We start from the raw sequence: 26015 nt of genomic DNA, 5'->3' as shown, positions 1-26015 counted from the left end.
TCGTTTCATGAGCATTATCTCCACCAAATATCTGCTGCAGGACGCCCAGGCGAAAGGCTATGCGGTGCCCGCGTTCAATATTCATAACGCCGAAACTATCCAGGCGATACTTGAAACCTGCAGTGAAATGCAATCGCCGGTCATCCTCGCCGGAACGCCGGGCACCTTTAAGCACATCGCTCTTGAGGAGATCCTCGCGCTGTGCGACGCCTGTTCCACCCGCTACGGGATACCGCTGGCGCTGCATCTCGACCATCACGAATCGCTGGAAGATATCCGCCGCAAGGTCAGCGCCGGGGTACGCAGCGCAATGATTGACGGCAGCCATTTTCCATTTAATGAGAACGCCACGCTGGTGAAAGCGGTGGTGGAATTTTGCCACGCCCACGACTGCAGCGTGGAAGCGGAGCTGGGACGCCTGGGCGGCGTGGAAGACGACATGAGCGTTGATGCGGAAAGCGCGTTTTTAACCGACCCGCAGGAGGCCCGACGCTTTGTGGAGCTGACCGGGGTAGATAGCCTCGCGGTGGCCATCGGCACAGCTCACGGCCTGTACGCCAGCACGCCGAAAATTGATTTTCAGCGGCTGGCGAAGATCCGCGACGTCGTGGACGTACCGCTGGTGCTCCACGGCGCAAGCGACGTACCGGACGACTACGTTCGCCGCGCCATTACGCTGGGTATCTGTAAGGTCAACGTCGCCACCGAGCTGAAAATCGCTTTCGCCGCGGCGATAAGGACATGGTTTGCCGAAAACCCGCAGGGCAACGACCCGCGCTATTACATGCGCGTCGGCATGGACGCCATGAAAGAGGTGGTAAGAAGCAAAATCGCCGTCTGCGGCTCGGCAAACCGCCTGCGGCTGCCCGCAGAGGCCTGACCGTGGCCGCCTCTTCGGCTTTCTGAAGATTCTGCGTCGCGGCCAGCGTCGGGCCGTTATCCCTGAGCGACCCGCGCTCAATGAATGGCGTTCAGGCCCGGCGTGCGGGTCGTTTGGTAAACGGCGGTTGATTTATTCTGCCTGCTGCGCCAGCGCGTACTTATACAGGGCGTTTTTCTTGACGCCGTGGATTTCTGCGGCCAGTGCGGCGGCCTTTTTCAGCGGCAGCTCCGCCTGCAGCAGCGCCAGGGTGCGCAGGGCGTCGGCGGGAAGTTCGTTCTCCTGCGCCTTATGCCCTTCGACAACCAGCACCATCTCGCCCTTACGGCGGTTTTCATCCTCTTTCACCCACGCCAGCAGCTCGCCGGCCGGCGCGCCGTGGATAGTCTCCCAGGTTTTTGTCAGCTCGCGCGCCAGCACCACGTAGCGGGAGCCGCCCCAGACGGCGACCATATCCTCCAGACTCTCCAGCAGGCGGTGGGTCGATTCGTAAAAAATCAGCGTGCGCGTCTCGGCTTCTACCGCCTTCAGCGCATCGCGGCGGCCTTTCGACCTGGCGGGCAGGAACCCCTCATAGCAGAAGCGATCCGACGGCAGCCCGGCGGCGCTGAGGGCGGCGATGGCCGCGCAGGGGCCGGGCAGCGGCACCACCCGAATGCCCGCCTCACGGCAGGTGCGTACCAGATGGTAGCCCGGATCGTTAATCAGCGGTGTTCCGGCATCGGACACCAGCGCAATATTCTGCCCCGCCTGCAGCTTCGCCAGTAGGGTTTCGGCCTTTTGCTGCTCGTTATGGTCATGCAGCGCAAACAGGCGGGCGCTAATGGCGAAATGCTGTAGCAGTAAACCGGTGTGGCGCGTATCCTCAGCGGCAATCAAATCAACGGATTGCAAAACGTCAAGCGCGCGCCGGGTAATATCAGCCAAATTTCCTATCGGAGTAGGTACAATATAGAGCTGGCCCTGAAAATTATCCGCCGATTCATGTTGTCTCATTGTGTCGTCCGTATTGCCGATTTAATATCGGGCATTGCTTAAAAATATCACTGGATACAGTATGGTACCCTCAACATTTTGTCGTTTAAAAGCCGCAGGCCGCTGCCTGTCCGTCGTACTGGCGACGCTGCTTTTCGTCGGCTGTGGCACCCGAACCCCCGATCAGAGCATTGCCCATATGCAGGGCGCAGCTCAGGCTGACTCAGGCTTTTATCTGCAGCAGATGCAACAAAGCTCAGATAATAGCAAGACCAACTGGCAATTACTCGCCATTCATGCGCTGTTGAAAGAAGGGCAGAGCCGCCAGGCGCTTGGGCTCTTTGAACAGCTGCCGCAGGGGATGAACGTCACCCAGCGCCGTGAACAGCTGCTGCTGGCGATCGAACTTCAGGTGGCCTTTAAAAACTTCACCGGGGCCAGGTCGCTGCTGGCGAAACTGTCGCCCGCCGAACTGTCCCCGAATCAGCAGGCGCGCTACTGGCAGGCGCAAATTGATTGCGCCCAGGGCCGCCCCTCCCTCGATCTGCTGCGAGCGCTTATCGCCCGGCAGCCGCTACTGGCGGCGCAGGACAAACAAAAAAACATCGATGCCACCTGGCAACTCCTCTCGACGATGAGCCAGCAGCAGGCCCGCGCCCTGACCATTGGCGCTGATGAAAATGTGCTGCAGGGCTGGCTGGATCTGCAGCGGATGTGGTTCGACAACCGCAACGACCCCGGTATGCTGAAGGCCGCCATCGCCGACTGGCAAAAGCGCTATCCGCATAATCCAGGGGCCAGCCTGCTGCCAACGCCGCTGCTTAACGTACAGGGCTACAAACCCACCTCCGCCCGTAAAATCGCTCTGCTACTGCCGCTGAACGGCCGGGCCGCCATTTTCGGACGAACCATTCAGCAAGGCTTTGAAGCGGCGAAGAATATGGGCACCCTGCCGGTTGTACAGCCGCGCGTCAGCGCGCCTGAGGCCTCCGCTGACGCGCAGCCGGAGACGGGCGATACCGTTGCCAGCCCATCCCAAACCCCGGTCAACGATTTGACCAACGAGACGCCGCCCGCCGCACCGGCCCCCGCGCCGCTGCCCGCGGCGATCGGCACCCCGGCCAGCCCCTCCGCGGAGCTGAAAATCTATGACACCAGCTCGCAGCCCCTTAGCCAGATCCTCGCTCAGGTGCAGCAGGACGGTGCCAGCATCGTCGTCGGCCCCCTGCTGAAAAATAACGTTGATGAACTGGTGAGAAGCAACACGCCGCTGAACGTGCTGGCGCTTAACCAGCCCGAAGCGGTGCAGAATCACATCAATATCTGCTACTTTGCCCTTTCGCCAGAGGATGAGGCCCGCGATGCGGCGCGCCATATTTACGGCCAGGGTAAGCAGGCTCCGCTACTGCTGCTGCCGCGCAGCACGCTCGGCAGCCGCGTGGCGAGCGCCTTTGCCAGCGAGTGGCAGGCGCTGGGCGGCGGCGTGGTACTGCAGCAGACGTTCGGCTCAACCGCCGAGCTGAGAATGGGCGTCAACGGCGGCGGCGGAATTACCCTCAGCGGCACGCCCGTCGCCTCCGCAGCCATGACGCAGGGCAGCGGCGGCCGCGTGGACGCGGTCTACATTCTGGCAACGCCGGAGGAGATCGCGTTTATCAAGCCGATGATCGCCATGCGCAACGGCAGCCAGAGCAGAGCCACGCTCTACGCCAGCTCGCGCAGCGCCCAGGGCAATGCCGGCCCGGATTTCCGGCTGGAGATGGAAGGGCTCCAGTTTAGCGAGATCCCAATGCTGGCCGGCGGCAACGACCCGCTGATGCAGCAGGCGCTCAGCGCCGTGCGCAATGATTACTCTCTGGCGCGCATGTACGCGATGGGCGTCGACGCCTGGTCACTGGCCAACCATTTCTCGCAGCTGCGCCAGGTGCCGGGTTTTGAGATCGGCGGCAATACCGGCACCCTGACCGCCAGCCAGGAGTGCGTGATTAACAGGAAGTTATCATGGCTCAAATACCAGCAGGGTCAGATCGTTCCCGCCAGCTGACGAGCAAAAAGCGCGGCGACGCCTGGGAAGCCGCCGCGCGCCGCTGGCTGGAGGATAAAGGGCTGCGGTTTATCGCCGCCAACGTCCGTGAGCGCGGCGGTGAAATTGACTTAATCATGCGTGAAGGCAAGACTACCGTTTTTGTGGAGGTGCGCTACCGTCGCTCCAGCCAGTTTGGCGGCGCGGCGGCCAGCGTGACCCACAGCAAGCAGCGCAGGCTGTTACAGGCCGCTCGCCTGTGGCTTGCGCGCCATAACGGGAGTTTTGATACTGTGGATTGCCGGTTCGATGTGGTAGCCTTCACGGGAAATAGTGACGTTGAGTGGTTTCGGGATGCCTTCAACGACCATTCATAATTGAAGATTCAGTGCCTGGCCCACCAGGCGTCCGTTGCTGCCGCAGGCCAGGACGCGGACAGCGTTTCTCTCCCGGCGCGTACGGCCAGTATGCACGGAGCGTGGCCGCTGTCCGGAGCCGAAACAGCAACTGAAACAGCGTAGTGGGTCAGGTTCTTAAGGATTAGCGTGCTAGATAAAATCAAAGTCTGCTTTACAGAAAGCATTCAAACTCAAATCGCTGCGGCTGAAGCGCTCCCGGATGCCATCTCCCGCGCCGCCATGACGCTGGTTCAGTCCCTGCTTAACGGTAATAAAATTCTCTGCTGCGGCAACGGCACATCCGCGGCCAACGCTCAGCACTTTGCTGCAAATATGATTAACCGTTTTGAAACCGAACGCCCCAGCCTGCCGGCTATTGCACTTAATACTGATAACGTGGTCTTAACTGCGATTGCCAACGATCGTCTGCATGATGAAATCTATGCAAAACAGGTCCGTGCGCTGGGACATGCGGGTGATGTGCTGTTGGCTATTTCAACCCGCGGCAACAGCCGCGATATCGTAAAAGCCGTTGAGGCTGCCGTCACACGGGACATGACCATTGTGGCGCTAACCGGCTATGACGGGGGAGAGCTGGCCGGGCTGCTGGGGCCGCAGGATGTTGAGATCCGTATCCCCTCACACCACAGCGCACGCATCCAGGAAATGCATATGCTGACGGTAAACTGCCTGTGCGATCTGATCGATAGCACGCTTTTTCCTCACCAGGATGATTAAGGAGTAAACATGAAGGCACTATCGCCAATCGTAGTGGTTATTTCCGCACTGCTGCTGCAGGGCTGCGTGGCCGCCGCCGTTGTTGGCACAGCGGCCGTGGGCACCAAAGCGGCAACCGATCCGCGCAGCGTGGGCACCCAGGTTGATGACGGCACTCTGGAGCTGCGGGTCAGCAGCGCCCTGGGGAAAGATGCACAAATTAAGAAGGAAGCGCGGATTAACGTCACGGCCTGGCAGAGCAAAGTGCTGCTGGTCGGCCAGACGCCGAACCTCGAGCTGGCCTCGCGGGCTAAGCAGATCGCCATGGGCGTGGAGGGCACCTCAGAGGTGTATAACGAGGTGCGTCAGGGCGATCCGATCGGCCTCGGCACGGCCTCCGGGGATACCTGGATCACCACCAAGGTGCGCTCACAGCTGCTGGCCAGCGATCGGGTAAAATCTTCCAATGTGAAGGTCACGACTGAAAATGGCGAGGTGTTCCTGCTGGGTCTGGTGACCGAGCGCGAAGGAAAAGCGGCGGCGGATATCGCCAGCCGGGTGAGCGGCGTGAAGCGCGTCACCACCGCCTTTACGTTTTTAAAATAACGCGCCCTTTCCTAACGGAGATGCCGTAAGGTTGTCAGAATGCATCTCCGATAGTACTGTCGTGGTCAACTTATATGCCCCCGCCACCGTTCGCAGTCAGGCTGTATCCCTTAACCGCTCGTGAGCTTCGCTGGTTAAGGGACGCAGCCTGGTGAAAGTCTGGGCATAAATGATAAATAACAGATTGCATTACCCTCCACCCTACCGTCCAAACCTGAATCCAATAGAACAAATATGGACGTTAATGAACGAACACGCGCGAAATAACCGCTATTTCAGAAGCATATATACCCTAAATAGTTCGAGTTGCAGGACAAAACGCTGTGCGTTTTGAATAGCCACAGGCTGGCCCCGAAGGGGGGAGGCCTTCAGGCCGAATCACGCAGCGACCCAGTGACAAATTCGTCAGGAACGAATTTGAACCGCCGCAGGCTGCCTCTGATGAGAGACAGGAATGTCTCTTATTAATCCCCGGGAGCTTACCGGAGTAAGTGACCGGGGTGAGCGACAACTCTGTCGGGAGCAGATTTGAACGCCGCGCAGCGGCGGCCCGTCAGGGCGAGTCTCATGGATGAGACGAGTAACCAGAAGCCAACGCATATGCAACTTGAAGTATGACGAGTATAAGCGTACATGGATACTATATTTGAATCTTTCGACCATACGCTCCTGGGAATAACGAGTTCTCTGACGTCCCGAATTAACGATCGCTTTCAGATACTTAATCCCGCACCTTAAGGTTTATTGGGTATTTATCATATTACTATTTATACTATGATATAAATAACGCTAGTTATGGATATCCAGATATAGTATGGTGTTTCCATTCACGTTTATCTTAAATGCCTCACTCTTATCAAAAAGGGGAAGATCAATGGCTTTACAGAATAAATTTGTTGTTGTCGGTAATAAATTCCATGATTATGCAATTAATGATAAAGTAATAATAATTAATGATTTATTAAGCCAACTTAAAGATAAAAAAACCGCAAGTACTTTAGAAGGCAAGTTTTTCCTGGGACAAGGAGTGAATTATGAACTGGCAGAAGAAGCCATTTTTTTCTATCATTTAAATGGTAGAGATAATAAAAATCTCGATGTCTCTAATTTATCTAACGCCATGTTAAATAAAAAGAACCCCAGAACACATAAAGCTAAGCCCTGTAATATAATTGTTGGATTAGTACAAAAGAGAGATGATTCAACCTATGCGCTTCCCTTACTGGTCGATGACAACTGTGAGCTTCTGCAGGATCATCAGACAGGACAGCATATACAGGGTATTATGATAGTCGAAGCATTTCGACAATCCATGGTCGCGGTAACAGAAGAATTTTTTGCTATTGATAGTAATACAAAATCAACTATTGTCGTAAATTATATCAAGACTACCTACAACGGTTTCCTTTTCCCTCTGCCTGCGACTATCTTTTTGAAAGTGGTTGAAAAAACCGGAACAGGAAAGAAAATTAATTTGCTGGTCAACTTAGAGCTCTGGCAAAATAATATACTGTGCGCACAATGTGAATGCCTTTATGTGGTCTGCTCTGCAAATATAATGAACCGAAGCGAAGTTAGAATGGCCAAAATAACCACCAGTGAATTTTTAGAAGAATATAGTTCTTCTTATATATAACGAGCAATGCTATAAAAGGATTTTTTATGATATGTGCCTTCTTTGACGTCGACGGAACAATTTTAAAGATTAATAGTATGCTAAGTTTTTTTGATTATTGGACCAATAACAATAAATTAAACAAACTTCGCGACTCATTTTATAAGGAATTCAAACGTTTAACGGATTGTCAATGCAGTAGAGAAGTCATGAATAAAAAATATTATTCTTTTTTTAAAGGCTTTTCTGAAAAAGAGATCTTCTCGCAAGGACAGCTATGGTTTAACGATCAAATTCTGAATAAAGATGTTTTTATTCAAGAGGTAGTTGCTTTAATTTCAGAACATAAAATCAAGGGACATAAAATTGTTTTCGTTTCAGGTTCAATGTTACCTTTATTAGAACCAATTGGTAGATTACTCAACGTAGATGATATCTTATGCGTTAAGCCAGTTAAGAATAGAGAGGGTATTTTAACGGGTGATATTGGTGGTTTTCAAACTATCGGCATAGGGAAAAAAGAGGCAATACTTGAATATGCGACTAACCAGAACATAGACCTGGTTAAAAGTTACTCGTACGGAGATGATATCACTGATATGTCGATGATGGAGTGTGTCGGAAATGCAGTTTGCGTAGGTGGAGATTCCGCCCTTGCCCTTTATACAGGTGACATCAGTAATAAGAACCTGAAAATCATCAACATTTGACATTGTTAATCACTTTATTGACACAACGAGTTTTAACCACGAGTATATATAAAAATTCAACCAGCCTTTTCATTTTATTTATAATATTTTTTAACTGCCAACTTAAAGTATTAAGATAGTGTGTAAAAATATGGAAAATAAATTAAATCGACACAAAGAATTGGGCGCATTTATACTTGCTAAAAGGAAAGACACATCACCTGACAATTTTCATTCGTTGGGTAATTCTCGGCGTCGCACTCCCGGGTTGCGAAGAGAGGAAGTCGCATTTATGGCTAAAATTGGCATTTCATGGTACACATGGCTAGAGCAAGGTAAACCGATTAAAGTTTCCCGCAGAGTACTGGAAAATATCTGCACCGTCTTAAATTTCACAAGAAAAGAGGTTGAATACGTCTTCTCACTTGCGGATCTGGCTCCCCCCAGAGTGCATACTTTCTGCGATGGTGTCAAATCTTCATATAAAAACATGCTGGACAGCCTGTTTTTTTCACCAGCATTTATTATCGATCGTTTTTTTAATATTATTTACTGGAATAAATGCTTCGACTTTGTTTTCCCTGACATCAATTTACTATGTGAAAAAGAGCGTAATTTACTACTTATTGCATTTACTAATGAAAATTATAAAATATATTGTTCAGACTGGCAGAAAACAGCGCGCGAAGTATTATCACAGTTTAGATTATCCTACAGTAAATTTATAGATGAACCTCAGTTCTATAACAATATAGAACGGCTGAAAAAGGAAAGTGCGTTCTTTAGGGAGTGCTGGGCTGAGAATTATGTTTCGCCAGAGAGAAGCCTAATCAAGATAGTTTTTCATCCGGAATTAGGGGAGCTGGTGTTTGAACAAACTTCCTATGTACTGGATGCTGAAGAACAGTCTCTCCTGAAAGCTTATATTGAGACGCCTGTTTTAGGTACTGATACAGAAATGAAAATCTGCAGAGTGCTTTCGGGAGAAAAGTCTGATCTTCTAAGATAGCTAGCTGAGAGTACCTGACTTACTCACGGCAATGGCAAATTGCCACTTTTCGCAGGCTGTAAACGCTGTCACATAGTCAGGTTTTTAACTCTTTAGCCAGCCGGATGGATACAGCTCCCAGACACGACAACGACGTTATGGGTAATAGACAATATGCTTGACCCAATATGTGACAGGCAATAACAAGTAAAAAATCTCGGCTACACTCACGGTAATTTATTTTTCACTCAACGTTGAATGAGGATGGCACAAGATTAAAAACTGTAGCGCAAGCCTAATAAAAAGTCGTGATACTTTACATCCAGCCTGGTTTTTGTGTCAATCCTTGCGTCAATAAAGTAGGTTTCACGCCATGATGAATTAGCAGAGATTTTTCCGGTATCTATATAGCGATAACCTAAATCGACTGACCAGTTATTATTAATGGCAAAGGCCACTCCTGCCCCCAGGCTCCAGGCAAAATTATTCACCGTATCTGAAACCCGCATGGTGCCAGTATTCCCCATCATCATATAGCCCGTGCGATTACTGAAACGATGACTGGCCAGACCCAGCCCGGTTGTAATGTAAGGCCTGAAAGCGGTTGCCGTGTCAATATCCCAGTAAACATTCAGCATAGCCGTTTGAGTACGGATACTGGAGGTGTAGTGGAAAGCGTTATTCCCGTGGTTGGGAACTAACAAATCAAAGTCTACATGTTCACTGTGGCGTGATTGGCTACCGTTTTCACGTGCAATATATTCCAGCTCTATTCTGACGGGTAGATTAAACTGTGGATTAAAATCGTACCCTCCGGCCACGCCGCCGCTCAGGACTGATTTAGTATGATTGCCAAATTTAAGGCGATCGCCCGTGCTGGCACCAGTGACCAAATCAGTATCCAAAACAGAAATATCGCGATTACGCTGTTGCTGTAAGCTTGCCCCCACTTTACCACTGAGATAAAACCCCGTAAGGCTTTGTGCATGAGAGGGGACAGGTAATAAAAAAAATGCTTCTGCAATAATAATAGATAGAATAATTTTTTTTGTTTTCAACTGGGGTTTTACTTTCAACATATCACTTTCCTTGATGATTAATAACAAGCTCGATAACACTATAAGATACTAGTTTTGTCAACCTGTTTCATTAGCCAATCTTAGATTAGAACGGCGAGCACTTCTAATGTATCCACATCAATGATGATTAACAAAAAAGCAAAACTAAGATTATTTTTTATCATAGGATAAATGAAAATATAACGCTTTGTTTTTTTTGTTATTTACGTTTCCTTACGTTTTTGCGGGTTATTTTATATTAGAGTTCTCTGGATGGGCTGTGTCATAAAGCCCACGAAAATTCTACCTGAAAGATGGCGGCCAGGCTTTTACTAAGTATAAAATGGAATAAATATTATATGCCTGAATACAAAAAAAATATTATGGTTACGGGTGCCGCAGGCTATCTGGCATCGTGGATTGTTAATTATCTGCTGCGTGAAGGGCACAGGGTACATGCAACAGTGCGTAACCTGAAGGATCGCGAAAAGGTAAAGCATCTGGAGCGCATGATGGAGATTTTTCCTGACGATCTGTTACTGTATGAAGCTGACTTATTAAAACCTGACAGCTTTGATGAAGCGATGAAGTCTTGTTCTGTGGTTATTCATACGGCTTCGCCATATTTTTTAGAGAAACCTAAAGATATTGAAAAAGAACTGATTCAACCCGCCCTGAAAGGAACGTTGAATGTTCTGGCTTCGGTGAATAAGACATTATCCGTAACCAGGGTTATCCTGACCAGCAGTGTGGTTTCGCTCTATAATAATGCGAGCGACATAGGTAGTGACGTTAACCATACCGTCCAGGAAAAGGACGTTAACCGTAATCAGAATGTAGCTAATAATCCCTATGCCTACTCTAAAACAATGGCAGAATCTGTTGCCAGGGATGAGCAAAAAAAACAATCCCGCTGGGAACTGATTACTCTTCATCCTGCGGCTATCTTTGGACCATCCTTATCACAGCGGATAGACGCAACGAGCGTAGGAATAATCTTTAAACTATTGAATGGAACGTTCCGCTCCGGTGTACCAAAACTATGGGTGGGTGTGGTGGATGTACGTAACGTTGCGCAGGCGCACGTCAAGGCAGCGATACTTTCTGATGTGGCTGGTCGTTATATTATTGCCGGTGAAAGTCTCCGATTGCTGGAAATTAGTCGCCTGATCAATCCGGAAAAATACGGCATTAAAAACAAACTACCAAAGAATGAAGTTCCTAAGTGGTTAACATGGTTAATTGCACCATGGATAGGTTTGCAGCGTAACTATGTTACTCATAATGTGGGTTATCCAATCTACTTTAACAGCAGCCGTAGTAAAGCTGAACTCGGCTTGCAATACTACTCTTCGGTTGATACTTTCAACGATCATATACAGCAGCTTGTTACTGATAAATTACTTCCTGTTTCTATAATTAGATAATTCATCTTTATTATGGCAGCATCACTTTATAAAAGGGAGTGTGATATGTTTAAAAAGGGAATAACGTTATCTGCTTTGCTGGTCAGTTCTATTTTTTCAGTGAGTGCAGAGGATCTTTCAGGGTTCTATCTCAGCGGTAAAGTGGGAGTAAGTTTACAGCAGCAGGCCGATCGTGATTTGAAATCCTCAGGCACCGATCTTATCAACGGATATGCGACTCATAGCCAGCTGAACTTTAGTAGCGATACTAAATCACTCCTGAGTGGAGGTATAGCCGGAGGGTACGATCTTAACTCACGTTTTAATCTACCGATCAGAATAGAGCTGGAATATATTGCACGAGATAACGGTAGCCAGTCCCTTAATGAAAGCCATCTGGACTTTGCCTTATTGGTGCCTAACTATGGCGATAATGAGCTGTTTTATACCTCTCGTATCAGAACCCAGACCTTGATGCTAAATGTCTATTGGGATGTGAACACGGCAACCGGTTTCAGACCTTACTTTACCGCCGGAATGGGAATGGCAAATAACCGTTTACGGCATCAAACAAAATATAGGGTGATCAACAACAGAAATTCAATAAATATGTCAGGTAACAAGACCCAGCTTGCCTGGAGTCTCGGCGCGGGTCTCATCTGCCATATTGATGAAAACTGGTCTGTTGATTTAGGCTACCGCTATATTGACGCGGGCAAAGCCTCTGCTGATACTTCGTGGCGCTCAACCGCCTTTAATCTCGATGCCATCATGGACGCTGAAGTCAATACCAGGGTGAGATATCATGATATCCACGCGGGTATTAGCTACTGGTTTTAAACATTTTGACCGTGTGGAAAGATTACCGCGCGCCTTTGGCCATGCAACAGCCGCGAATGCCGCTCAGTGCGGCAACCATTGAAAAGGGGCGTAGCTTTATGGAAACAACCAGCCCATTCCCCGGAGCGAAACCCGTATTGGCAAAAGTATAGCGGTATTCGCGCAGCTATTTATTAGGCTGTGTCCCTTAACCGGGCGTGGCGTCGACGCTGAGCCAGAAGCGCGTAATCAAGGCGGAAGGCGCAGGACAGAGTGAACTACGTTCAAGCCCGACAACGCAGAGTACGCGCTTCTGACGCGCGTCCCGCAGGGCTGGGGTCATTCAGGCCCGCTGCCGCGTTGCTCGCCGCGCATCTGGAATAACCAGACCTTACGGCTCGCGCCTTGCCCCGGACCTGAATGACCGCCAGCGACGCTCACGAACGGTTAAGGGACACCGCCTGATTCCAGCGGCTCACTTCACCATGCTACTGCCTATTCGTGTCGCGCCCTTTTCCGCAGCTGCGAGGAGGTAAGTACGGTGACGCCCTCCCGCTCAGGCCTCAATGCCTCCGCCAGCATGGCCCGCGCCACGTCCCGCGCCTCGATGGATTTCCAGTTGCCGGGGAGCAGGCGAAACAGCGGGGCCAGAATCGTTTCATTTACCCGCTGCTTCACCCGATCGCCAAGCAGCATTGAGGGCCGCGCCAGGGTCAGCCGGGGCCATTTCTGGGCAATCAGCGCCTCCTCCATCTCCCCTTTTACCCGGTTATAGAAAAAGGGCGAACGGGAGTTGGCCCCCATGGCGCTCACCACCAGCATATGCTGCGCGCCCAGCCGTCGACCGGTCAGGGCGGTATCCACCACCAGCGTATAGTCGGCGTGAATAAACGCCTCCTTGCTGCCCGCCTCGCGACGGGTAGTGCCGAGGCAGCAGAAGACAATGTCCACCGGCTCAACCACCTGCGCCAGGGCGTCGCTCAGCTGCGGATCGTGCGGATTAAAAATGCCCTCAACCGCGGGCAACGGCCGGCGCGTCGGGGCGGCAATCGCACCGATCGTCGGCTCGTTAAGCAACAGCCGCAGCAGATGGCTCCCGACCAGCCCCGTAGCGCCGGTAATCAGTACCTGACTCATCCTCGCTCCTTTACAGAATTGTCCGCCTTGCGCTTTTGACCCGGTAAACAACACTTAATGGTTCAGGAGGTAATTATCCATCAACGCGGAAAAATTGCCTTATCCAAAGCCAACACAGCGGAGGAAACATGAGTAAAAAGATTGCCGTTTTGATTACCGACGAGTTTGAAGATTCCGAATTTACCTCGCCAGCCGAAGAATTTCGCAAAGCAGGTCATGAGGTTATCACCATCGAGAAGCAGGCGGGTAAAACCGTAAAGGGAAAACAGGGCGATGCCAGCGTCACCATTGATAAAGCCATCGATGACGTCAGCCCCGCCGACTTTGACGCCCTGCTGCTGCCGGGCGGCCACTCGCCGGACGCCCTGCGCGGCGACGAGCGTTTCGTCACCTTTACCCGTGATTTTATCAACAGCGGAAAGCCGGTCTTCGCCATCTGCCACGGCCCGCAGTTGCTGATCAGCGCCGACGTAGTTCGCGGTCGCAAGCTTACCGCCGTCAAGCCAATCGTTATTGACGTGAAAAACGCGGGCGCGGAGTTTTATGACCAGGAGGTGGTGGTCGATAACGATCAACTGGTCACCAGCCGGACGCCGGACGATCTGCCGGCCTTTAACCGCGAGGCGCTACGCATCCTCGGTGCCTGACGGACGCAGCCAGATCAATTTTTTGCCAAAGCCCAGGGTGTTGTCGGTGAACTTCACTTCATCAAGGCGGATTTCCCATACCGGCGCAGGCAGCATCCGGGCCACCGGAAAGCGGCGACAGTAGGCCCGACGGGCCGCTTCGCCCTCCTCCCCCGCCAGCATACGAATTTCCCCTTTAAACTGAACGCCGCGGATCCGCGCTACCGTCTTCGGCTGGCCGTTGACCGTTCCGGCCACCGGCGCGCGCGGGCCGGACATTCGCGCATGGCGGGTTTTCTCCTCTGATAAAACATAGAAAGCCACCTTCCGGGCGTCGAACAGATAAAAGGCGTTGGCGCACCACAGCTCGCCCGCCTGCTGTACGCACCAGGTTACCACATGCTGTTTCGCCAGCCAGCGGCTCGCGGCGGTAAGTGCTTCCATCTTCGTTCTCTCTTAGCTCAGACATGCGCACTGGCTACACAACGATCCAATGCATTTACCCTGGACCGCCCTGTACACATTCAAATCTGTTTCTGGATACCTCTATCGCGCTGACGGCCACAAGCCGGTTCCGGCGGCTTTTCAGCACAGTCCCGCTCTGCGAATTAGAGGTATATACTGGGCGTCTGAAACATAACGCGCTGAAGGCCGCCATGACGCCCTGGTATCTCTATCTGATCCGCACCGCCAACGACACCCTCTACACCGGCATCACCACCGACGTGGCGCGCCGCTATAAGCAGCACCAGAGCGGTAAAGGCGCAAAAGCGCTGCGGGGAAAAGGCGAGCTGACCCTGGCATTTTCTGCGCGGGTGGGCGATCGCTCGCTGGCACTGCGCGCAGAGTATCGCGTCAAGCAGCTCACTCGTCGTCAAAAAGAGCGGCTGGTGGCGGAGGGGGAAGGATTTGAGGCGCTGCTCAGCAGCCTGCAAACCCCGATGCCTAAAAACGATTAAAGTGGTCGTGGTATTCGACCAGGCCCGTGACCCCTTCCAGCGCGTCTTCCGCTAAACGATGCACCAGAAAGGCGCTTTCGGTGCCCGGCCAGCGGCAGCGCAGATCGTGGTGTGCGGCCAGCTCAAAGCCGAAGCGGCTATAGAGCGCCGCCTCCCCCAGCGCCACCACCGCCGCGTAGCCGAACTCGTTAAGCGAATCCAGCCCCTCGTAAACCAGCTGGCGCGCCAGCCCCTGGCCGCGATAGTTTTCATCCACCGCCAGCGGTGCCATGCCGACCCATTGCAGATCCTCGCCCTGCACGTCCACCGGGCTGAAGGCGACGTAGCCGACCACCTGACCGTCATCGTCGGTGGCGACCAGGCCGAGCGTCAGGAGGCCATCCTCTCGCAGATCATGAACCAGCTTCGCCTGGGCGTCACCATTGAACGAACGACGCAGCAGGGCGTCTATGCCGGGGGCGTCAATGGGGATCTCTACTCGAATCAGCATGGTTCACCTACCGATGTCTGTTTGGCTTCCGGCGAGCCTTTCATGCCCGCCTCAACAAAGTCCGCCAGTTGTAATAGCATTACGCGCAGCGCTTTCGGCATCTGCTCCAGCTCGATGGCGTCCATCAGATTTTTAACGTACAGCCCCAGCTCCGTATCGCCCTCAATCACCAGCCGGCGCTGGAAAAAGAGCGTGTCCGGATCCTGCTTACGCGCCGCGATCATCAGCAGATCGCCGGCATCGGCGCTGAAACTGACGTCGGCCTCGGCGTGCTGGCTGACGATAAGCCGATCATTCTCCACGGAGGTAAACCATCTGAGGCCAATATCGCGAACGGTAATGCTTAACCAACGTCCTTCGAGGAAGTCTAACTCCCCGTCCGCCAGCGCCTGGCGGAATTGCCAGCTCAGGACCTGTTCAAGCACCTGACGCTTCAGCGCGAAGGGGGCCAGCTTAACCGGCACGCTCATCAGTGACGGGCCGACATGAACTAAGCGTGAACGCAGTTTATCCAACACGAGTTTTACTCCCTGTTTCAAAAGTTCCGCTATTTTGCCATATCAGATAAATGACATAGCGGCGTAAATCAACAATTCTTTATGAAACCGTTAACCTGTCTCATGCTTAAGCAATACGACTTTAACTGGTTTAAATCAAAAATTGTCGCAGCAAGGTTAATTAAAATCTATGTTCGTTAACAAATATGCGTCCCCGAAGACGCCACCTGCAGGAAAAATTATGGAGCTGCTGTGCCCTGCCGGAAATCTCCCGGCGCTGAAGGCGGCCATCGAGAACGGCGCTGACGCCGTTTACATCGGGCTAAAAGATGATACCAACGCCCGCCATTTCGCCGGCCTTAACTTTACCGAAAAAAAATTGCAGGAGGCGGTGAGCTTTGTCCACCAGCACCGTCGTAAGCTGCACATCGCAATCAATACTTTCGCCCACCCGGATGGCTATGCCCGCTGGCAGCGCGCGGTGGATATGGCGGCCCAGCTCGGCGCTGACGCGCTGATCCTCGCCGACCTCGCCATGCTGGAGTATGCCGCAGAACGCTATCCGCATATTGAGCGCCATGTCTCCGTTCAGGCATCGGCCACCAACGAAGAGGCCATTGCCTTTTATCAACGTCATTTTGACGTGGCGCGGGTCGTGCTGCCCCGGGTTCTCTCTATCCACCAGGTGAAGCAGCTGGCCCGCGTCACGCCGGTGCCGCTGGAGGTATTCGCCTTTGGCAGCCTGTGTATTATGGCCGAGGGGCGCTGCTATCTCTCCTCTTACCTTACCGGCGAGTCGCCGAACACCGTCGGTGCCTGCTCCCCGGCCCGCTTTGTGCGCTGGCAGCAGACGCCCCAGGGGCTGGAGTCCCGCCTGAACGAAGTGCTAATCGACCGCTATCAGGAGGGGGAAAACGCCGGCTACCCGACGCTATGTAAAGGCCGGTATCTGGTCGACGATGCGCGCTACCACGCGCTGGAGGAGCCGACCAGCCTCAACACCCTGGCGCTGCTGCCGGAGCTGCTGGCGGCGAATATCGCCTCAGTGAAGATCGAAGGCCGCCAGCGCAGCCCGGCCTACGTCAGCCAGGTGGCGAAAGTCTGGCGTCAGGCTATTGACCGCTGCATCGCCGATCCCCAGAGCTTTGTTCCACAAAGCGCCTGGATGGAGACGCTCGGCGCGATGTCCGAAGGCACCCAGACCACGCTTGGCGCGTATCACCGTAAATGGCAGTGAGAGAAGCAATGAAATACTCCTTAGGGCCGGTGCTCTGGTACTGGCCGAAAGAAACGCTGGAAGATTTTTATCAGCAGGCGGCCGCCAGCCGCGCCGATGTGATTTACCTCGGCGAGGCGGTGTGCAGCAAACGGCGGGCCACCAGAACGGGGGACTGGCTCGGTATGGCGAAAACCCTCGCCGGCAGCGGCAAGCAGGTGGTGCTCTCCACCCTGGCGCTGGTGCAGGCCTCCTCTGAGCTGAACGAGCTGAAGCGCTATGTGGAAAACGGGGATTTTCTGCTGGAGGCCAGCGATCTCGGGGTGGTGAATCTGTGCGCTGAACGTAAGTTGCCCTTTGTCGCCGGGCACGCCCTGAACTGCTATAACGCGGTCACGCTACGCCTGCTGCTGAAGCAGGGAATGGTGCGCTGGTGCATGCCGGTGGAGCTTTCCCGCGACTGGCTGGCAAACCTGCTCGCTCAATGCGACGAACTGGGCATCCGCGACCGGTTCGAGGTAGAGGTGCTGAGCTACGGCCATCTGCCGCTGGCGTACTCCGCCCGCTGCTTTACCGCCCGCTCGGAGGACCGGCCAAAAGATGAGTGCGAAACCTGCTGCATCAAGTACCCGAACGGGCGCAGCGTGCGCTCTCAAGAGAATCAGCAGGTGTTCGTGCTTAACGGTATTCAGACCATGAGCGGCTACATCTATAACCTCGGCAACGAGCTACCTTCAATGCAGGGCCTGGTGGATATTGTCCGCCTGTCGCCGCAGGGGGCGGAGACCTTCGCCATGCTTGAGGCCTTCCGGGCCAACGAAAACGGGGCCGCGCCGCTGCCGCTTGCCAATCGGCACGACTGCAACGGCTACTGGAAGCGGCTGCCCGGCCTGGAACTACAGGCGTAACCTGACCGCCTTATCCGGCCTGCGCCTGGCCGGATAAGCGTAGCGCCATCAGGCGTTTTGTGCGCATCACTGCTGCTATAAAGCTCACTTTGTTAACAACATTCGCTAATCTTTAATGCAGTATGAAAAGATTAACCGGAACAAAGCGAGCCGTTATGACTGACAAAACCATTCCCTTCTCGGTGCTGGATCTGGCACCAATCCCCGAAGGCTCCTCGGCAAAAGAGGCCTTTGCGCGCTCTCTCGAGCTCGCCCGCCTTGCGGAGAAGCGCGGCTATCATCGCTACTGGCTGGCGGAACACCACAATATGACCGGTATCGCCAGTGCCGCCACCTCGGTGCTGATTGGCTATCTGGCGGCGAATACCGCCACGCTGCATCTGGGATCCGGCGGCGTGATGCTGCCGAACCACTCACCCCTGACGATCGCTGAACAGTTCGGTACGCTGAATACGCTCTATCCGGGACGTATCGATCTGGGACTGGGCCGTGCGCCGGGCAGCGATGGACCAACCATGCATGCCCTGCGTCGCCATATGGCGGGTGATATCGATAATTTCCCTCGCGACGTGGCGGAGCTGATCGACTGGTTCGACGCCCGCGATCCCAATCCCCCGGTGCGCCCGGTGCCGGGCTACGGCGAGCCGATCCCGGTGTGGCTGTTAGGCTCCAGCCTCTACAGCGCGCAGCTGGCGGCGCAGCTCGGCCTGCCCTTCGCCTTCGCCTCGCACTTTGCGCCGGATATGCTGTTCCAGGCCCTGGATCTGTACCGCACCCGGTTTAAACCTTCGGCACGGCTGGAAAAGCCGTACGCAATGGTGTGCATCAATATTATCACCGCCGACAGTAACCGCGACGCGGAGTATCTGTTTACCTCGATGCAGCAGGCGTTTGTCAAACTGCGCCGTGGTGAAACCGGCCAGCTTCCGCCCCCCATCCAGAACAGGGATCGGCTCTGGTCGCCGTCAGAACAGTACGGCGTGCAGCAGGCCCTGAGCATGTCGCTGGTCGGTGATAAAGCCAAAGTCCGCCACGGGCTGGAAGCCATTCTGCGGGAAACCCAGGCGGACGAAATTATGGTTAATGGGCAGATTTTCGATCGCCAGGCACGGTTGCATTCCTTCGATTTGGCGATGGATGTGAAGCACGAGTTGTTGGGATAGCGCGGTTTATTCCCCTCACTCCAAAGGGGTGAGGGGGAGAACACTTTACTGATACACCGGCAACAGATTAAAGCTCGACAGGATATGCACCACCGCGTTGCCGATGCCGAACAGCAGAATCAGCACGATCATCGGTTTCCCGCCCCAGACGCGGAATTTCGGGCTGCCGAAGCGTTCGCGTGATTTATGCGCCAGCAGCGCCGGAACGATGGCCGCCCAGACAGTGGCCGCCAGGCCCGCATAGCCGATGGCGTACAGGAACCCGTTCGGCCACAGCAGGCCACCGATAACCGGCGGCACAAAGGTGAGCAGCGCAGTTTTAAAACGCCCCGCCGCCGAGTCGTCAAAACCAAACAGATCCGCCAGATAGTCAAACAGCCCGAGCGTTACGCCAAGAAAGGAGCTTGCCACCGCAAAATTGGAGAATACCACCAGCAGCACATCCAGACTGCGGCTGTTCAGTACGCCGCTCAGCGCCTGTACCAGCACGTCGATGTTACCGCCCTGCTGCGCGATGCTGATAAACTGCGGGCGCGGAATGTTGCCCATCGTCCCCAGCAGCCAGACGCTGTACAGCACCAGCGCCAGCAGCGTACCGTATACCAGGCATTTCACAATGGTGCGCGGATCTTTGCCGTAATACTTCATCAGGCTCGGCACGTTGCCGTGGTAGCCAAACGAGGCCAGGCAAAACGGCAGCGTCATCAGCAGATAGGGCGTATAGCTGGCATGGCTTTCCGCCACGTTAAACAGCGTGACCGGCGTTATATGCCCCAGCAGGCTGCCGAAGGTCAGAAAAAAGGTAATAATCTTCGCCCCCAGCACAATGGCCGTCATCCGGCTCACCGCCTTTGTGCTCAGCCACACCACAAACGCCACCAGCAGCGCAAAGCCAAAGCCCGCCGCCCGCGCCGGCACGTTCAGCGACAGCGCCGTAAACGTATGGTGCAAAATCGAGCCGCTGGCCGAAATATAGGCGTAGGTCAGGATATAAAGCACAAAGGCGATAGAAACGCCGTTGATCGCATTCCAGCCCCTGCCCAGCAGATCTTTAGTGATGGTGTCAAAGCTGGAGCCGATCCAGTAGTTGAGATTCGCTTCGAGGATCATCAGCCCCGAGTGCAGCATGCAGAACCAGGTGAAAACCAGCGCCGCCATCGACCAGAAGAACCACGCTCCGGACATAACCACCGGCAGGGAGAACATCCCTGCACCAATAATGGTGCCGCCGATAATCACCACGCCGCCGAGCAGTGAAGGCGAGGTGTGGGTGGTGGTTAATATGGCCATACAGCGATTTCTCCCGTTATTTGTTCGGCTATAACAGCACAGTATGCTGCACTGTACCAGTACACGAGTACAATTAAAATAAAAAAAGCCCCGATATTATCTGTCGGGGCTGTATAGCTTACTTTACGCTATGGTTCGGCGAAGTCGCGGAATCAGGCATCACCGCCAAAACGACGACGACCGGTAGCGTCATCACGGCGCGGGCCGCGACCTTCACGACGCTCGCCGCTGAAACGACGGCCTTCACCACCGCGTCCACCCTCACGACGCTCACCGCCGAAGCTGCGGCCACCTTCACGGCGTTCGCCGCCAAAGCTGCGGCCGCCGCCGCGGCGCTCGGTGTGCGGCTGCGCATCGCCCAGCAGCTGCATATTCATCGGCTTGTTCAGAATGCGGGTACGGGTGAAGTGCTGCAGAACCTCGCCCGGCATACCTTTCGGCAGCTCGATGGTGGAGTGGGAGGCGAACAGCTTGATATTGCCAATGTAGCGGCTGCTGATATCGCCTTCGTTAGCGATCGCGCCAACGATATGACGCACTTCAACACCGTCGTCACGGCCCACCTCAATGCGGTACAGCTGCATATCGCCAACGTCACGACGTTCACGACGCGGACGATCTTCACGCGGCCCCCGATCGTTACGATCGCGCGGGCCACGATCGTCGCGGTCACGGAATTCACGCTTAGGACGCATCGGCGCATCCGGCGGCAGGATCAGCGGGCGTTCGCCCTGCGCCATCTTCAGCAGCGCCGCGGCCAGGGTTTCCATATCCAGCCCTTCGTCTTCCGCAGCCGGCTGCAGCTTGCTCAGCAGCGCACGGTACTGGTCCAGATCGCTGCTTTCCAGCTGCTGCTGAACTTTCGCGGCGAATTTTTCCAGACGGCGTTTGCCCAGCAGCTCGGCGTTCGGCAGTTCTACTTCCGGAATAGTCAGCTTCATGGTGCGTTCGATATTGCGCAGCAGGCGACGCTCGCGGTTCTCAACGAACAGCAGCGCGCGGCCGGCGCGACCCGCACGACCGGTACGGCCGATACGGTGAACGTAGGACTCGGAATCCATCGGGATATCGTAGTTTACCACCAGGCTGATGCGCTCAACGTCGAGGCCACGGGCCGCTACGTCGGTGGCAATCAGGATATCCAGGCGACCATCCTTCAGTCGCTCCAGGGTCTGCTCGCGCAGCGCCTGGTTCATGTCGCCGTTCAGCGCGGCGCTGTTATAGCCGCTGCGCTCCAGCGCTTCGGCCACTTCCAGGGTCGCGTTTTTGGTGCGGACAAAGATAATTGCCGCATCAAAATCTTCCGCTTCCAGGAAACGCACCAGCGCTTCATTTTTACGCATCCCCCAGACGGTCCAGTAGCTCTGGCTGATGTCCGGGCGGGTGGTCACGCTGGACTGAATGCGCACTTCCTGCGGCTCTTTCATAAAGCGGCGGGTAATGCGGCGAATCGCTTCCGGCATGGTGGCAGAGAACAGCGCGGTCTGATGCCCTTCCGGGATCTGCGCCATAATGGTTTCAACGTCTTCGATGAAGCCCATACGCAGCATTTCGTCCGCTTCATCCAGCACCAGACCGCTCAGGCGAGACAGGTCCAGCGTGCCGCGTTTTAAGTGATCGAGCAGACGTCCCGGCGTACCGACGACGATCTGCGGCCCCTGACGCAGGGCGCGTAGCTGCACGTCATAACGCTGGCCGCCGTACAGGGCAACCACGTTCACGCCGCGCATGTGTTTAGAGAAATCCGTCATGGCTTCAGCAACCTGCACCGCCAGTTCGCGGGTCGGTGCCAGCACCAGAATTTGCGGCGCTTTCAGCTCAGGATCGAGATTGTTAAGCAGCGGTAAGGAGAACGCTGCGGTTTTGCCGCTGCCCGTCTGGGCCATGCCCAGCACGTCGCGACCTTCAAGCAGATGCGGAATGCACTCTGCCTGGATTGGAGATGGTTTTTCGTAACCCAGATCGGTAAGGGCTTCAAGGACAGGAGCTTTCAGCCCCAGATCTGCAAAAGTGGTTTCGAATTCAGCCATGTAGTACGTGTGCCTCAAAATTAATGGCGGCCAGTCTACATAACTCATCATGAAATTGATCTGCAATTTTCATTGAAAAGTGTGAACCGGCTCAAAGTAGGTGTATTAACGAACAACAACGCCCTCACCCGTGAAGGTGATGGCAATCAAAAAATGATTACGGGCTGATGTGTACGTCAGCTATTGCTGGTCCGATTCTGCCAGGTCATCTTGGTCCTGGCCCAGGAGCGATAATTCCAACAATGCATATCGGTGCTCAACAAAGTTATGAACGTTGTTAGCCACCGCCAGTTTGAACAATGCCTTAGCGTTGTCCAAATCCCCCAGACTTAGGTAATACTTACCTAAATAGAAGTTGGTTTCACTGAGATGCTCAGCGAGCGAGGTGTTATCCGTTGCGTCCGCCTTCAGGCGCTCCATCAGCGTTGCTTCGCTAATGTTGCCCAGGTAGAACTCGACAATGTTCCATCCCCATTGTTCTTTATCCGATTTGTCGAAGCGCTGTTTCAGCGCCTCCTTAGCCTGCTTCTCATCGAGCTTCTGCCCGGCGAGATAAAGCCACAGACTACGGAAAGGATCGTTGGGATCGTCTTGATAAAACGCCAGCAGATCATCTTGCGCTAATCTGTCGCGACCGCCGTAGTACAGAGCGATGCCGCGGTTGAGATGCGCGTAGTTGTAAGTTGGATCAAGCTCAAGTACAGAATCAAACGCTTCATAGGCAGCATCAAAATTGCCTGCCTGCGTTAAATAAATGCCTAAGTAATTGAATACTTCCGGCATATCTGGTCGGATTGCCAGCGCTTGTGAAAAATCATTTCGCGCCAGTGCCCGCAGACCAAGACTATCATACAACACTCCGCGCTCATATAAAAGCTGCGCGCGTTCGTCATCGGTTAAAGCCCGACTGGCAAGAATTTGTTCCATGCGTGCCAGAATCACTTCCTGCTGTAAAGTCGGTTGCAGTGGCACCGCGAGAACTTCACTCTTACGCCAGGCAGAATGGTTACATCCCGCCAGCGTGAGTGCAGTCGCAACGAAACACCAGCGCAAAAAAGGCTTCATTTCCACTCCCGAAGACAACGATTAAGAACGTCCTGTTCCTCGGTTGCTAACATGGCATCCTGCCAGGTTAAAGTCCCCTCGCGCTGGGCGAGGGGCAATCAACAACCTTACTCGCCCTGTTGGCTGGCTGACGCTTCCGGCGCAGCAGCGGATTGAGTTTGCTCAGTTGCTTCTTTAATGCTCAGACGTACGCGGCCCTGGCGATCGACTTCCAGAACTTTTACCGGCACTTCCTGGCCCATCTGCAGGTAGTCAGTCACTTTCTCAACGCGCTTGTCGGCAATCTGAGAGATGTGCACCAGACCTTCTTTACCGCCGCCAATGGCCACGAACGCGCCGAAATCAACGATCCGGGTCACTTTACCATTATAGATACGACCCACTTCGATCTCTGCGGTGATCTCTTCGATACGACGGATAGCGTGTTTCGCTTTCTCACCGTCGGTGGCCGCGATCTTCACGGTGCCGTCATCTTCGATTTCAATGGTCGTACCGGTCTCTTCGGTCAGCGCACGGATAACAGAGCCGCCTTTACCGATAACGTCTTTGATTTTATCCGGGCTGATCTTGATGGTATGGATGCGCGGAGCGAACTGAGAAATATCGCCGCGCGGCGCGTTGATCGCCTGCTCCATTACGCCCAGAATATGCAGACGCGCGCCTTTCGCCTGATTCAGCGCAACCTGCATGATCTCTTTGGTGATGCCTTCAATTTTAATATCCATCTGCAGCGCAGAGATACCGTCGCGGGAACCCGCCACCTTGAAGTCCATATCGCCCAGGTGATCTTCGTCACCGAGAATGTCAGACAGTACAACGAAGTTGTCGCCTTCTTTCACCAGCCCCATCGCAATGCCCGCAACGGCGGCTTTGATCGGCACGCCGGCGTCCATCAGCGCCAGGGAAGCGCCGCACACGGAGGCCATAGAGGACGAACCGTTGGATTCGGTGATTTCAGACACCACGCGAACGGTGTACGGGAATTTGTCCATATCCGGCATGACCGCCAGCACGCCGCGCTTCGCCAGGCGACCATGACCAATTTCGCGACGCTTCGGAGAGCCGACCATGCCGGTTTCGCCGACGCAGTACGGAGGGAAGTTGTAGTGGAACAGGAAGCTGTCGGTACGCTCGCCCATCAGCTCGTCGAGGTTCTGCGCGTCGCGCGCGGTGCCCAGGGTTGCGGTGACCAGCGCCTGGGTTTCGCCGCGGGTAAACAGCGCGGAGCCGTGAGTGCGAGGCAGCACGCCGGTGCGCACGTCCAGACCACGGATCATGTCTTTTTCACGGCCGTCGATGCGCGGTTCGCCTGCCAGCACGCGGCTGCGTACGACGTTTTTCTCGATGGCGTGCAGGATTTCGCCCAGTTCATTCGCGTCCAGGGTTTCATCTTCCGCAATCAGCGTATCGATAGTTTCAGATTTGATGACGTCAACCTGAGCGTAACGCTCCTGTTTGTCAGTGATGCGATAAGCATCGCTCAGGCGGGATTCAGCCAGGGAGGCCACGCGCGCGTTCAGCGCTTCATTGGCCGCTTCCGGCTGCCAGTCCCAGCGCGGCTTGCCGGCTTCTTTCACCAATTCATTGATTTCATGAATAACAACCTGCTGCTGCTCGTGGCCAAACATCACGGCACCCAGCATCTGGTCTTCGCTCAGCAGCTCGGCTTCGGATTCAACCATCAGCACGGCGGCTTCAGTACCGGCAACCACCAGATCCAGCTTGCTCTCTTTCAGCTCATCCTGGGTCGGGTTCAGCACATACTGGTCATTGATGTAGCCCACCCGCGCGGAGCCGATCGGACCGTTGAACGGGATGCCGGAGAGAGAGAGCGCGGCGGAAGCGCCAATCATCGCCACGATATCCGGGTTAACCTGCGGATTCACGGACACCACGGTGGCAATAACCTGCACTTCGTTAACGAAGCCTTCCGGAAACAGCGGACGTACCGGGCGGTCAATCAGGCGCGCGATCAGCGTTTCGCCTTCGCTCGGGCGGCCTTCACGACGGAAGAAGCTGCCCGGAATACGACCAGCTGCGTAGGTACGCTCCTGGTAGTTAACGGTAAGGGGGAAGAAATCCTGGCCCGGTTTCGCTTTTTTCTGGCCAACAACGGTAACGAATACCGCGGTGTCATCCATGCTAACCATTACGGCGGCAGTTGCCTGACGCGCCATCATGCCGGTTTCCAGCGTCACGGTATGCTGGCCATACTGGAATTTACGAACGATCGGATTAAGCAAAGTCATATCCTTTTTCAATTTTTGACGACGCAACGCGGCACCGTCGTTAATACCCGATCTTCAGCGCATCCTCGCGACTAATGACAACCCTGACCCGTCTACGGGTAAAGCCTCTCATTAGCCGCGCGAACCTCTGCGACAAAAGATCATTCATAGCAACAATACATTAGTTTCCAGTGAATTGCTGCCGTCCGTTTGAAAAAAGGGGCCACACAGG

At 54.3% G+C, this 26015-nt stretch carries 27 protein-coding genes and 1 pseudogene; 16 read left to right on the top strand and 12 right to left on the bottom strand.

Features of this window, described 5'->3' with window-relative positions; genetic code table 11:
* The first annotated feature begins 7 nt into the window (after nucleotides 1–7).
* A complete protein-coding gene (gene kbaY, locus GJV78_RS05640; protein ID WP_155107403.1) occupies nucleotides 8–880 on the top strand; it encodes a tagatose-bisphosphate aldolase subunit KbaY in 873 nt (290 codons plus the stop codon).
* 132 nt (nucleotides 881–1012) lie between these two features.
* Here the strand turns inward: kbaY and rsmI are convergent, their stop codons facing one another.
* Nucleotides 1013–1876 (bottom strand): 16S rRNA (cytidine(1402)-2'-O)-methyltransferase, encoded by an 864-nt coding sequence (rsmI, locus tag GJV78_RS05635; RefSeq protein WP_155107402.1) that lies wholly within the window; start codon nucleotides 1874–1876, stop codon nucleotides 1013–1015.
* A 61-nt stretch (nucleotides 1877–1937) separates the two neighbouring features.
* On the opposite strand from rsmI, the gene GJV78_RS05630 reads away from it, so the two are divergent.
* The 8 genes and pseudogenes from GJV78_RS05630 to GJV78_RS05595 all read left to right on the top strand — a co-directional run bounded on the left by GJV78_RS05630 (nucleotide 1938) and on the right by GJV78_RS05595 (nucleotide 8912).
* The gene (locus GJV78_RS05630; protein ID WP_155107401.1) at nucleotides 1938–3899 is read left to right on the top strand and encodes a penicillin-binding protein activator; all 1962 of its coding nucleotides are present in this window, start codon (nucleotides 1938–1940) and stop codon (nucleotides 3897–3899) included.
* On the top strand, nucleotides 3857–4255 hold the full coding sequence (locus GJV78_RS05625) for a YraN family protein (RefSeq protein ID WP_155107400.1): 399 nt from the start codon (nucleotides 3857–3859) through the stop codon (nucleotides 4253–4255). Before GJV78_RS05630 ends, GJV78_RS05625 begins: the two co-directional genes overlap by 43 nt.
* Nucleotides 4256–4423: 168 nt before the next feature.
* Nucleotides 4424–5014, top strand: a complete 591-nt coding sequence (diaA, locus tag GJV78_RS05620) for a DnaA initiator-associating protein DiaA (protein ID WP_167519392.1) — start codon at nucleotides 4424–4426, stop codon at nucleotides 5012–5014.
* 9 nt (nucleotides 5015–5023) lie between these two features.
* The gene (dolP, locus tag GJV78_RS05615; RefSeq protein ID WP_155107399.1) at nucleotides 5024–5599 is read left to right on the top strand and encodes a division/outer membrane stress-associated lipid-binding lipoprotein; all 576 of its coding nucleotides are present in this window, start codon (nucleotides 5024–5026) and stop codon (nucleotides 5597–5599) included.
* 148 nt (nucleotides 5600–5747) lie between these two features.
* Nucleotides 5748–5882 (top strand): annotated as a pseudogene (locus tag GJV78_RS05610) (transposase); the annotation flags it as partial.
* A 591-nt stretch (nucleotides 5883–6473) separates the two neighbouring features.
* Nucleotides 6474–7235 (top strand): AfsA-related hotdog domain-containing protein, encoded by a 762-nt coding sequence (locus tag GJV78_RS05605; protein WP_167519391.1) that lies wholly within the window; start codon nucleotides 6474–6476, stop codon nucleotides 7233–7235.
* Nucleotides 7236–7261: 26 nt separating this feature from the next.
* A complete protein-coding gene (locus tag GJV78_RS05600) occupies nucleotides 7262–7924 on the top strand; it encodes an HAD family hydrolase (protein ID WP_155107397.1) in 663 nt (220 codons plus the stop codon).
* 130 nt (nucleotides 7925–8054) lie between these two features.
* Entirely contained in the window at nucleotides 8055–8912 is an 858-nt protein-coding gene (locus GJV78_RS05595) for a helix-turn-helix transcriptional regulator (protein WP_155107396.1), read from the top strand.
* A gap of 254 nt (nucleotides 8913–9166) precedes the next feature.
* On the opposite strand, the gene GJV78_RS05590 is transcribed toward GJV78_RS05595, so the two are convergent.
* Nucleotides 9167–9970: an outer membrane protein gene (locus GJV78_RS05590; protein ID WP_155107395.1), complete on the bottom strand. Its 804-nt coding sequence runs from the start codon at nucleotides 9968–9970 to the stop codon at nucleotides 9167–9169.
* 338 nt (nucleotides 9971–10308) lie between these two features.
* Between GJV78_RS05590 and GJV78_RS05585 the strand changes: the two genes are divergently transcribed.
* A complete protein-coding gene (locus GJV78_RS05585; protein WP_155107394.1) occupies nucleotides 10309–11376 on the top strand; it encodes an NAD-dependent epimerase/dehydratase family protein in 1068 nt (355 codons plus the stop codon).
* A 45-nt stretch (nucleotides 11377–11421) separates the two neighbouring features.
* Nucleotides 11422–12195 (top strand): outer membrane protein, encoded by a 774-nt coding sequence (locus GJV78_RS05580; RefSeq protein WP_167519390.1) that lies wholly within the window; start codon nucleotides 11422–11424, stop codon nucleotides 12193–12195.
* A gap of 187 nt (nucleotides 12196–12382) precedes the next feature.
* Here the strand turns inward: GJV78_RS05580 and GJV78_RS23920 are convergent, their stop codons facing one another.
* Both GJV78_RS23920 and GJV78_RS05575 read right to left on the bottom strand, forming a co-directional pair.
* Nucleotides 12383–12517 carry a hypothetical protein gene (locus GJV78_RS23920; protein WP_269140449.1) on the bottom strand — a complete coding sequence of 45 codons (135 nt, stop codon included), beginning with the start codon at nucleotides 12515–12517 and terminating at the stop codon, nucleotides 12383–12385.
* Nucleotides 12518–12669: 152 nt separating this feature from the next.
* Entirely contained in the window at nucleotides 12670–13311 is a 642-nt protein-coding gene (locus GJV78_RS05575) for an NAD(P)H-binding protein (RefSeq protein ID WP_155107392.1), read from the bottom strand.
* 128 nt (nucleotides 13312–13439) lie between these two features.
* Between GJV78_RS05575 and GJV78_RS05570 the strand changes: the two genes are divergently transcribed.
* Nucleotides 13440–13958 (top strand): type 1 glutamine amidotransferase domain-containing protein, encoded by a 519-nt coding sequence (locus GJV78_RS05570; RefSeq protein ID WP_155107391.1) that lies wholly within the window; start codon nucleotides 13440–13442, stop codon nucleotides 13956–13958.
* Here GJV78_RS05570 and GJV78_RS05565 read toward each other — a convergent pair.
* Nucleotides 13938–14381, bottom strand: a complete 444-nt coding sequence (locus GJV78_RS05565) for a YhbP family protein (RefSeq protein ID WP_155107390.1) — start codon at nucleotides 14379–14381, stop codon at nucleotides 13938–13940. The genes GJV78_RS05570 and GJV78_RS05565 overlap by 21 nt on opposite strands.
* A gap of 212 nt (nucleotides 14382–14593) precedes the next feature.
* Here GJV78_RS05565 and GJV78_RS05560 point away from each other — a divergent pair, with 212 nt between their 5' ends.
* On the top strand, nucleotides 14594–14896 hold the full coding sequence (locus GJV78_RS05560; RefSeq protein ID WP_155107389.1) for a GIY-YIG nuclease family protein: 303 nt from the start codon (nucleotides 14594–14596) through the stop codon (nucleotides 14894–14896).
* On the opposite strand, the gene GJV78_RS05555 is transcribed toward GJV78_RS05560, so the two are convergent.
* Nucleotides 14883–15386 carry a GNAT family N-acetyltransferase gene (locus GJV78_RS05555; protein WP_155107388.1) on the bottom strand — a complete coding sequence of 168 codons (504 nt, stop codon included), beginning with the start codon at nucleotides 15384–15386 and terminating at the stop codon, nucleotides 14883–14885. The genes GJV78_RS05560 and GJV78_RS05555 overlap by 14 nt on opposite strands.
* Nucleotides 15380–15904, bottom strand: a complete 525-nt coding sequence (gene ubiT, locus GJV78_RS05550; protein ID WP_167519389.1) for a ubiquinone anaerobic biosynthesis accessory factor UbiT — start codon at nucleotides 15902–15904, stop codon at nucleotides 15380–15382. The genes GJV78_RS05555 and ubiT overlap by 7 nt, the downstream gene beginning before the upstream one ends.
* 220 nt (nucleotides 15905–16124) lie before the next feature.
* Between ubiT and ubiU the strand changes: the two genes are divergently transcribed.
* The 3 genes from ubiU (at nucleotide 16125) to GJV78_RS05535 (ending at nucleotide 19170) form a co-directional block, all read left to right on the top strand.
* The gene (gene ubiU / locus GJV78_RS05545; RefSeq protein WP_155107387.1) at nucleotides 16125–17120 is read left to right on the top strand and encodes a ubiquinone anaerobic biosynthesis protein UbiU; all 996 of its coding nucleotides are present in this window, start codon (nucleotides 16125–16127) and stop codon (nucleotides 17118–17120) included.
* A gap of 8 nt (nucleotides 17121–17128) precedes the next feature.
* The gene (locus tag GJV78_RS05540) at nucleotides 17129–18007 is read left to right on the top strand and encodes a U32 family peptidase (protein ID WP_155107386.1); all 879 of its coding nucleotides are present in this window, start codon (nucleotides 17129–17131) and stop codon (nucleotides 18005–18007) included.
* A gap of 155 nt (nucleotides 18008–18162) precedes the next feature.
* Entirely contained in the window at nucleotides 18163–19170 is a 1008-nt protein-coding gene (locus tag GJV78_RS05535; RefSeq protein WP_155107385.1) for a luciferase-like monooxygenase, read from the top strand.
* Between the two features lie 45 nt (nucleotides 19171–19215).
* Here GJV78_RS05535 and mtr read toward each other — a convergent pair whose 3' ends face one another.
* From mtr to pnp, 5 genes are all read right to left on the bottom strand, one after another.
* Nucleotides 19216–20460: a tryptophan permease gene (mtr, locus tag GJV78_RS05530; RefSeq protein WP_155107384.1), complete on the bottom strand. Its 1245-nt coding sequence runs from the start codon at nucleotides 20458–20460 to the stop codon at nucleotides 19216–19218.
* 152 nt (nucleotides 20461–20612) lie between these two features.
* Nucleotides 20613–22490, bottom strand: a complete 1878-nt coding sequence (gene deaD, locus GJV78_RS05525) for an ATP-dependent RNA helicase DeaD (protein ID WP_155107383.1) — start codon at nucleotides 22488–22490, stop codon at nucleotides 20613–20615.
* Nucleotides 22483–22563 carry a protein YrbN gene (yrbN, locus tag GJV78_RS05520; protein WP_010723222.1) on the bottom strand — a complete coding sequence of 27 codons (81 nt, stop codon included), beginning with the start codon at nucleotides 22561–22563 and terminating at the stop codon, nucleotides 22483–22485. The genes deaD and yrbN overlap by 8 nt, the downstream gene beginning before the upstream one ends.
* A gap of 107 nt (nucleotides 22564–22670) precedes the next feature.
* Nucleotides 22671–23555, bottom strand: coding sequence for a lipoprotein NlpI (gene nlpI / locus GJV78_RS05515; RefSeq protein WP_155107382.1), 885 nt, complete (start codon nucleotides 23553–23555; stop codon nucleotides 22671–22673).
* Nucleotides 23556–23662: 107 nt separating this feature from the next.
* Entirely contained in the window at nucleotides 23663–25798 is a 2136-nt protein-coding gene (gene pnp, locus GJV78_RS05510) for a polyribonucleotide nucleotidyltransferase (protein WP_155107381.1), read from the bottom strand.
* Nucleotides 25799–26015: the final 217 nt, after the last annotated feature.

This window comes from Intestinirhabdus alba (assembly GCF_009711095.1).
GTDB classification, from domain to species: Bacteria; Pseudomonadota; Gammaproteobacteria; order Enterobacterales; family Enterobacteriaceae; genus Intestinirhabdus; species Intestinirhabdus alba.
This window is presented reverse-complemented; position numbering and strand designations above follow the sequence as displayed.

What these genes read in the sequence shown, in the direction of transcription:
- kbaY (WP_155107403.1), top strand. Translation starts at nt 8, where the DNA reads ATGAGCATTATCTCCACCAAATATCTGCTGCAGGACGCCCAGGCGAAA.
- rsmI (WP_155107402.1), bottom strand. Translation starts at nt 1,876, where the DNA reads ATGAGACAACATGAATCGGCGGATAATTTTCAGGGCCAGCTCTATATT.
- GJV78_RS05630 (WP_155107401.1), top strand. Translation starts at nt 1,938, where the DNA reads ATGGTACCCTCAACATTTTGTCGTTTAAAAGCCGCAGGCCGCTGCCTG.
- GJV78_RS05625 (WP_155107400.1), top strand. Translation starts at nt 3,857, where the DNA reads ATGGCTCAAATACCAGCAGGGTCAGATCGTTCCCGCCAGCTGACGAGC.
- dolP (WP_155107399.1), top strand. Translation starts at nt 5,024, where the DNA reads ATGAAGGCACTATCGCCAATCGTAGTGGTTATTTCCGCACTGCTGCTG.
- GJV78_RS05605 (WP_167519391.1), top strand. Translation starts at nt 6,474, where the DNA reads ATGGCTTTACAGAATAAATTTGTTGTTGTCGGTAATAAATTCCATGAT.
- GJV78_RS05600 (WP_155107397.1), top strand. Translation starts at nt 7,262, where the DNA reads ATGATATGTGCCTTCTTTGACGTCGACGGAACAATTTTAAAGATTAAT.
- GJV78_RS05595 (WP_155107396.1), top strand. Translation starts at nt 8,055, where the DNA reads ATGGAAAATAAATTAAATCGACACAAAGAATTGGGCGCATTTATACTT.
- GJV78_RS05590 (WP_155107395.1), bottom strand. Translation starts at nt 9,970, where the DNA reads ATGTTGAAAGTAAAACCCCAGTTGAAAACAAAAAAAATTATTCTATCT.
- GJV78_RS05585 (WP_155107394.1), top strand. Translation starts at nt 10,309, where the DNA reads ATGCCTGAATACAAAAAAAATATTATGGTTACGGGTGCCGCAGGCTAT.
- GJV78_RS05580 (WP_167519390.1), top strand. Translation starts at nt 11,422, where the DNA reads ATGTTTAAAAAGGGAATAACGTTATCTGCTTTGCTGGTCAGTTCTATT.
- GJV78_RS23920 (WP_269140449.1), bottom strand. Translation starts at nt 12,517, where the DNA reads ATGACCCCAGCCCTGCGGGACGCGCGTCAGAAGCGCGTACTCTGCGTT.
- GJV78_RS05575 (WP_155107392.1), bottom strand. Translation starts at nt 13,311, where the DNA reads ATGAGTCAGGTACTGATTACCGGCGCTACGGGGCTGGTCGGGAGCCAT.
- GJV78_RS05570 (WP_155107391.1), top strand. Translation starts at nt 13,440, where the DNA reads ATGAGTAAAAAGATTGCCGTTTTGATTACCGACGAGTTTGAAGATTCC.
- GJV78_RS05565 (WP_155107390.1), bottom strand. Translation starts at nt 14,381, where the DNA reads ATGGAAGCACTTACCGCCGCGAGCCGCTGGCTGGCGAAACAGCATGTG.
- GJV78_RS05560 (WP_155107389.1), top strand. Translation starts at nt 14,594, where the DNA reads ATGACGCCCTGGTATCTCTATCTGATCCGCACCGCCAACGACACCCTC.
- GJV78_RS05555 (WP_155107388.1), bottom strand. Translation starts at nt 15,386, where the DNA reads ATGCTGATTCGAGTAGAGATCCCCATTGACGCCCCCGGCATAGACGCC.
- ubiU (WP_155107387.1), top strand. Translation starts at nt 16,125, where the DNA reads ATGGAGCTGCTGTGCCCTGCCGGAAATCTCCCGGCGCTGAAGGCGGCC.
- GJV78_RS05540 (WP_155107386.1), top strand. Translation starts at nt 17,129, where the DNA reads ATGAAATACTCCTTAGGGCCGGTGCTCTGGTACTGGCCGAAAGAAACG.
- GJV78_RS05535 (WP_155107385.1), top strand. Translation starts at nt 18,163, where the DNA reads ATGACTGACAAAACCATTCCCTTCTCGGTGCTGGATCTGGCACCAATC.
- mtr (WP_155107384.1), bottom strand. Translation starts at nt 20,460, where the DNA reads ATGGCCATATTAACCACCACCCACACCTCGCCTTCACTGCTCGGCGGC.
- deaD (WP_155107383.1), bottom strand. Translation starts at nt 22,490, where the DNA reads ATGGCTGAATTCGAAACCACTTTTGCAGATCTGGGGCTGAAAGCTCCT.
- yrbN (WP_010723222.1), bottom strand. Translation starts at nt 22,563, where the DNA reads ATGAAAATTGCAGATCAATTTCATGATGAGTTATGTAGACTGGCCGCC.
- nlpI (WP_155107382.1), bottom strand. Translation starts at nt 23,555, where the DNA reads ATGAAGCCTTTTTTGCGCTGGTGTTTCGTTGCGACTGCACTCACGCTG.